The sequence below is a fragment of the Streptomyces sp. NPDC006265 genome (assembly GCF_040613555.1).
Classification (GTDB): domain Bacteria; phylum Actinomycetota; class Actinomycetes; order Streptomycetales; family Streptomycetaceae; genus Streptomyces.
Window position 1 is genome coordinate 1 of sequence record NZ_JBEXSH010000594.1, and the last position, 5,707, is coordinate 5,707.

Annotated in this window: 11 protein-coding genes; all 11 read left to right on the forward strand. The window is 71.7% G+C overall.

Going from position 1 to position 5,707, the window contains the following annotated elements; translation table 11 throughout:
• The first annotated feature begins 111 nt into the window (after positions 1-111).
• The gene (locus tag ABZ281_RS34825; RefSeq protein ID WP_356662050.1) at positions 112-696 is read left to right on the forward strand and encodes a hypothetical protein; all 585 of its coding nucleotides are present in this window, start codon (positions 112-114) and stop codon (positions 694-696) included.
• Entirely contained in the window at positions 693-1,034 is a 342-nt protein-coding gene (locus ABZ281_RS34830; protein ID WP_356662052.1) for a hypothetical protein, read from the forward strand. Before ABZ281_RS34825 ends, ABZ281_RS34830 begins: the two co-directional genes overlap by 4 nt.
• Positions 1,031-2,017 (forward strand): ATP-binding protein, encoded by a 987-nt coding sequence (locus ABZ281_RS34835; protein WP_356662054.1) that lies wholly within the window; start codon positions 1,031-1,033, stop codon positions 2,015-2,017. Before ABZ281_RS34830 ends, ABZ281_RS34835 begins: the two co-directional genes overlap by 4 nt.
• Positions 2,014-2,214, forward strand: coding sequence for a hypothetical protein (locus ABZ281_RS34840; protein ID WP_356662056.1), 201 nt, complete (start codon positions 2,014-2,016; stop codon positions 2,212-2,214). The genes ABZ281_RS34835 and ABZ281_RS34840 overlap by 4 nt, the downstream gene beginning before the upstream one ends.
• A 138-nt stretch (positions 2,215-2,352) precedes the next feature.
• Complete coding sequence (locus ABZ281_RS34845; protein WP_356662058.1) at positions 2,353-2,661, forward strand: hypothetical protein; 309 nt, start codon at positions 2,353-2,355, stop codon at positions 2,659-2,661.
• A 90-nt stretch (positions 2,662-2,751) separates the two neighbouring features.
• Complete coding sequence (locus ABZ281_RS34850) at positions 2,752-2,943, forward strand: hypothetical protein (RefSeq protein ID WP_356662060.1); 192 nt, start codon at positions 2,752-2,754, stop codon at positions 2,941-2,943.
• Positions 2,943-3,425, forward strand: coding sequence for a hypothetical protein (locus ABZ281_RS34855; protein WP_356662062.1), 483 nt, complete (start codon positions 2,943-2,945; stop codon positions 3,423-3,425). Before ABZ281_RS34850 ends, ABZ281_RS34855 begins: the two co-directional genes overlap by 1 nt.
• Complete coding sequence (locus ABZ281_RS34860) at positions 3,425-3,604, forward strand: hypothetical protein (protein WP_356662064.1); 180 nt, start codon at positions 3,425-3,427, stop codon at positions 3,602-3,604. Before ABZ281_RS34855 ends, ABZ281_RS34860 begins: the two co-directional genes overlap by 1 nt.
• A 9-nt stretch (positions 3,605-3,613) precedes the next feature.
• Entirely contained in the window at positions 3,614-4,060 is a 447-nt protein-coding gene (locus tag ABZ281_RS34865; protein WP_356662066.1) for an NUDIX hydrolase, read from the forward strand.
• A complete protein-coding gene (locus ABZ281_RS34870; protein WP_356662068.1) occupies positions 4,057-4,746 on the forward strand; it encodes a hypothetical protein in 690 nt (229 codons plus the stop codon). Before ABZ281_RS34865 ends, ABZ281_RS34870 begins: the two co-directional genes overlap by 4 nt.
• Positions 4,747-5,078: 332 nt before the next feature.
• Positions 5,079-5,707, forward strand: a 629-nt coding sequence (locus tag ABZ281_RS34875; RefSeq protein ID WP_356662070.1) for a ParA family protein, incomplete at its 3' end; no start/stop codon positions are given.

Sequence of the window (5,707 nt, forward strand, 5' to 3'; positions counted from 1 at the left end):
GGTCGAAGCCGGTGCGGTAGGCCGCCACCGACTTCACGGCCACCACGCCGGGCCGCCGCACGGCCTTCACCAACTCCCCTTCACTCTCTACGAGATCAGGAGAACTCCAGCATGCCCCGTCTGCCCCTCACCACCGAGCGCCTGGCCCTGTTCGGCACTCTGCTGGCTACCTTCGGCGAGCTGCATCCTGCCTGTGACCACTGGGTCCAGGGGTCGAAGACGGCTTCGCGGAAGCGGCTGTACGGCGAGGACCTGGTCCACGCCGACGGCACCCCCGCCGACCCGGATTCCCCCCGCCCGACCATGACCACCAGCGCGCTGGGCAGGCGTGCCGTGGCCTGCCACGTCGCGTCCTACACCGCCGTGCAACTCGGGGCGACCATCGCGATCACCCGCGCGTTCGGCTACCGCGTCACCCCCACCGCGCTGCTCGCCGGCGCGGCCATCAACGCCGGGACGCACGCCGCGATCGACCGCGGCGCACTGCTGCTGTGGCTGGCGAAGAAGACCAACAAGACCGGCTACATCGAGCACTGCCAGGCCGTCCGTCTCGATGACGAAGGCGTGGTCACCAAGGAAGTGAACGGGCCGGGCAGTGCGTGGATGGAGCTGGACGCGGCTCTCCACCGCGTGATCGGCGTCGGCGCCGCCGCCGTCACCACCTGGCTCACCACCCGCCCCGGCTCCCGCCGGTGACCCGCACTCGACTGGAACGCGTGCGCGCTTCGGTCGGCATCGCCCAACTCGCCCTCCAGCAGATCGAGGACGACCTGAACGCCGACGACGTCGACCAGGCGGAGCTCGCCGCGATCCTGCGCGAGCTGAGCGAGGATACCGACCCGCCCGGCGGGTTCATGGCGTCCGTCGCGCAGCTGCTCGCCGCCGCCGCGAAGCGAGCCGAAGACATCGAGCCCGACCGCGACGGCGACGCCTCCTGCCCTCTGCACGAGGCCGCAGCCCTGATCACCGACAACGCCGGGCCGCGCCTGATCTGGGCTGCCCGCTCCCTCGACCCGCAAGGAGATCTCGTATGACCTCGGTGCTGTACCCGGACATGCCGGAGAACGGGCTGATCGTGCTGATCGGTGCCTCCGGCGCGGGCAAGTCGACCCTGGCCCGCACCTGGCCCGCCTCCCAGGTCCTCTCCCTCGACGGCCTGCGCGGGATGGTCAGCGACGACCCCGGCGACCAGAGCGCGACCGGCGACGCCGCGGACGTCCTCCAGCTGGTCCTGGAGCGCCGGATGGCCCGCAAGCTCAACACGGTGATCGACGCGACCAACTGCGAGCAGGCCGTGCGGGTGGAGCTGGTGATGGCCGCCAAGCGGCACGGCATGCCGACCGTCGCGGTCGTCGTCGCCACGCCGCTGGAGGTGTGCCTGGAGCGGCAGGGCCCGAGGCCGGACAACCGGCGCGTGCCCGAGGACACCGTCCGCGCCCAGCACCAGGCCAGGGTCCACTCCCACCAGCGCCTCGCCGCCGAAGGCTTCAACACCATCGTCTTCGCCGACGCCCTCTACCGCCTGGAGCCGTTCCTCAAGCGGCTCTCGCAGGTGAGGGAGGCCGACCTCGGGCGCGACGGCAGCGACGGCCTGCGCGACCTGTGGCTGGCCCGCCGCTTCTTCGGCCCGGAGATCCTGCCGCTGTGGCAGTGGCGGCCGGACTCGGACTTGGTGACCGGCCGGGACCGCGTCGCGGAGATTCGCCTCGGGCAGCAGTACCTCACCCTGGCGCTGCGCGAAGACGTGGACGGCGAGGGCGACTTCGGCTTCGACGTCCTGCTGCCCTGCCCCGCCGATCCGGAGTGCGCCGGGCAGGCGTGGGCGCCGGCCTACTCGGTCACTGACCTGCACAAGGCGCTGACCGGCGCCATGGACAGCGACCCGGGGATCGTCTGCACCGTCCACGGCGGTTCCGGCGACGTCGACCAGGAGGCCGACGACCACGACCTCCAGGCCGACGACCCCGAGGGCCGCGCCGACCTGGAGGCGCAGTACGCGGACGCGGTCCGCGCGTGAGCCGCGCCGCCGACGGGCCGCACCCGCACCCGCTCACCCCGGCCGAGCTCCCGGTCGGCGATGAGTGGTGGAACGGCTGCCGCGACTGCCACCTTCCGATCCAGGGCGGGGCCGCCGGCCTCGCCGCGCACCGCCGCACCGTCCACACCGCCGCTGGTGATCCCCGGCGGCCCATCACGATCCACCTGGACCTCTGACCGGCGGGCCGGTTTCCCAAGTTTGGGAAACCGGCCCGACGTGACGGGCGCTCCGTGCCGACCCGGCCTCCAGCACGACGGAGGCCGGGTCGGTCGCGGTGGTCCCTCACCACCGAGCACAGAGAGGAGCTGGACGTCATGCACCTGCGCTTGCGCATCTATGAGGTGGACGTCCCGATACACGACACCAGCCACCCCGATCGGCGTGGCGTGCACGTCTTCACAGGCGTCGCGGACTCCCCCGCCGCGGCCCTGCGTCGCGCACACGAGGTGTACGACGCCGCGCTCGCCGCGCAGCAGGCCGGACTCGAGAACCCCGGCAAACAGCCGGACAGCTGGGGAGCGCGCGGGCTTCGGCCCGGCTGGGAGATGGAGTGGCGCGCCGCGACGGCTGGCCTCTGGAACAACCCCGTCAGCTGGACGACCCGCAGCGACTTCGTGCTGTAGCTCCGCCCCGGGACAGCCGCTCTGCTTGGCGGCTTCGTCGGCTGCCCCGGGCCCATCCATCCCGTACGAGACGAGACGGAGAACCCAAGTATGTCCGACGTCGACCACGCCCTCGCCTACCCCGAGCCGCCCGCGTCCCCGCTCTGGCACCGCCACGGCGCGAAGGCCCGACCGCTCACACCCGCCCAGCAGCGGCGCAACCGCGAGCTTCTGGACCTCGCCCAGCGCACCACCCGACCCCGCTCCCCTCGCACCACCGAGACCCTGGCGGAGGCCAGCTGATGGACACCAAGCACTGCGCCGTCGACGGCTGGGTCGACGCCATACCCACCCCCGGCCCACGCGGCACCGCCACCTTCGACCTGGTCGTCCGACCCGCCGACGCGGACACCGTCGCCAAGGACGCCCCCGACACGGTCGTGGCCTGCACCAGCGGAGACCCCCAGACCACCCGGGAGTTGCTGACCGGCATACAGCCCGGCGACCTGCTCCGCGTCACCGGCACCCTGCTCCAGCCGCCGACGCCCGGCGAATCCGCCCGGCTCACCGTCGACGCCCTGGAGGTCCTGGACACCGCGCTGGTCCCGGCCCTGCGGGAGATGGTGCTCGACAGGTACGGCGACTACGTCGTCATCTTCGACGCCGACCACGACCAGGTCCCCGTCTTCACCGCGCACGGATCGTGGGTCGGCCTGGCGGACAACCCGGATGCCATCGCCACCCTCATCGACATTCACGAGCGCGTGAACGGCGGCGATGCCTGATGTCCGCCACCACCGAGCAGACCCGCACCGTCCTGGAGCGGTTCCCCGCCGGAGGCCCCCGCGGCTCCTGGCCGGCCGAAGAGTACGCCGCCGTCCAACGCGCCCAGGGCACCGACGCCCGAGTGGTCATGGACCTCGGCAGCGACCAGTTCCTCGTCATCACCAACACCACCCGCTGAAAGGCGCACATGACCGACACCGAAACGCCCGAGACCATCAGTTACACCGCCGACGTTGTGGCCCTCACGCCCGACGGCGAGGTCCTGCTGATCGAACGCGACTGGCCGCCCTACGAGGGCGCATGGGCCCTGCCAGGCGGGCATGTCGACTCCGGCGAGACGAGCCGCGTTGCGGCTGCCCGCGAGTTGGAGGAGGAGACCGGCGTCCGGGTGGCCGCCGACGACCTGCGCCAGATCGGCGTCTGGGACGCCCCCGGGCGCGACCCGCGCGGCCGGTTCGTCACCGTCGCGTACGCGGCCGTCGTCCCCGCCAACACCCGGATCACCGCCGGAGACGACGCCCGCACCGCCCGCTGGTGGCCCCTGGCCGACCTGCCGGACCAGCTCGCGTTCGACCACGCCGACATCCTCAGCGCGGCCACCCCGCACGCCACCCACAAGGAGCCGACCCGATGAAGCGCCCCCTCTTCCGCCGTTGCGGTCACGCCCCCGGCGCCCTCGCGCCCGAGGACCAGGCCGTGGTCGACCAGTTCCGTGCGATGCTCGCCGCCCTGCGCAGCCCGCAGCCCTGGACGCCCGGCAGCGCTCAGGACATCGCCGTGCGCGTCGGCCCGTTCATCGAGCGGGCACACACCCGGCCCGGCGACGACCACGGACCCGACATGATCGCCGTCGCCCTGGTCCACCCCGACACCCCGCACGCCGGCGCCTACCTCCACGGCCGCCAGCTCGGCTACACCAACCGCGGCTGGCTGCGCTGCAACACGACGTCGATCGTCGGCTTCTGGCAGCCCGGCTACATGATGCTCACCCACGCCGCTGCGGATCTGCCCCTGCCCGACGACACCGGCTTGGCCCCCGCGCACTACGCCCTCTACATCGAGGCCCGTCGGCGCGACGACAGCCCCGACGGCTTCACCCTGCTGCGCCTCGGTCCGTACACCCAGACCCGGCATGCCCAACACGACCACGACCGGCTCACCGCCGCGCTGGAGGGACGGGAGACCACCCTCGTTCCCGGCCACCGCGTCTCCGTGCGGTTCGGGCCGTTCGACGTGAGCGACCACCCGCTGTTCGCCGACCCGTATGAGGCCGACGCCGTCGCGCTCCTGGACGCCGCCGTCGCGGGAGCGAGCGCATGACCACCGCCCTGTACGAGATCGAGACCAGCGAGGGCGACGACGGCACCATGCACCCCGTCGAACAGCTCTGAGCATCCCCGACCCAGACCACGGTGCTTCCGCGACCTGGGCAGTGTGAGATCACCCGAGAAGGCCCCGTCCCCAGGCAACTGCCTGGAGACGGGGCCTTTTTGTGTTTCAGGGGGTGATCGGACGGCTCGCGCATCGTTGACGAACGGGCGGCACGTTGCAACTGCGGCGCTACGCTCAACCCGGCCAGAAACACGGACGCCCCGTCTTCTGCCAGACGGGGCCCCGTACGGCCGCCATCACGATCAACCGCGAGGAAGAGAATGACGACCACTAACCCCGAGGGTATCCCCCGCTCGGAGGCGCTGAGCGAGGCCCAAACGCAAGCCCGCGCCAAGCTCGTCTGGCTGCGCCCCGGCAAGAAGAAGGTCATCGCCATCGGCGGCCTCAAGGGCGGGGTCGGCAAGTCCACGATGAGCGTCTTCGTGGCCCTCGTCTACGCCGTGCACTACGGTCTGCGTGTCCTCCTGGTCGACGCCGACCCGCTGTCACAGACCGCGTACGACTGGCACCGTCTGGCCAAGAAGAAGGGCGACCCGCTGCCCTTCGACATCGAGACCTGGCCTCACGCCCGCGTCGGCCAGCGCGTCCTCGACGACACGGACGGCTATGACGTCGTCGTGATCGACTGCGGCGGTGAATCCAGCGACATCTTCGGCTCCGCCGTAGCCGTCTGCGACCAGGTCCTCTTCGTCACCTCGCCGCGCAAGGCTGAGATGCGCCGCATCAAGGGCTCGCTCGACGGCGCCCTGTCGGCTGCCAAGGACCGCATTGCTGAGATCGACGCCTACGTGGTCTTCACCCGAGTCAAGAACGCCCGCGCCTCCCACAATGAAGCCGCCCGCGACCTAGTCCGCAGCGCTGGCTACGACCTGCTGGGCTCCGAGGTGCC

Bases quoted from the DNA above. Each gene is read 5' to 3' on its own strand.
- ABZ281_RS34835 (WP_356662054.1), top strand. From the start codon at position 1,031: ATGACCTCGGTGCTGTACCCGGACATGCCGGAGAACGGGCTGATCGTG.
- ABZ281_RS34845 (WP_356662058.1), top strand. From the start codon at position 2,353: ATGCACCTGCGCTTGCGCATCTATGAGGTGGACGTCCCGATACACGAC.
- ABZ281_RS34850 (WP_356662060.1), top strand. From the start codon at position 2,752: ATGTCCGACGTCGACCACGCCCTCGCCTACCCCGAGCCGCCCGCGTCC.
- ABZ281_RS34870 (WP_356662068.1), top strand. From the start codon at position 4,057: ATGAAGCGCCCCCTCTTCCGCCGTTGCGGTCACGCCCCCGGCGCCCTC.
- ABZ281_RS34855 (WP_356662062.1), top strand. From the start codon at position 2,943: ATGGACACCAAGCACTGCGCCGTCGACGGCTGGGTCGACGCCATACCC.
- ABZ281_RS34865 (WP_356662066.1), top strand. From the start codon at position 3,614: ATGACCGACACCGAAACGCCCGAGACCATCAGTTACACCGCCGACGTT.
- ABZ281_RS34825 (WP_356662050.1), top strand. From the start codon at position 112: ATGCCCCGTCTGCCCCTCACCACCGAGCGCCTGGCCCTGTTCGGCACT.
- ABZ281_RS34860 (WP_356662064.1), top strand. From the start codon at position 3,425: ATGTCCGCCACCACCGAGCAGACCCGCACCGTCCTGGAGCGGTTCCCC.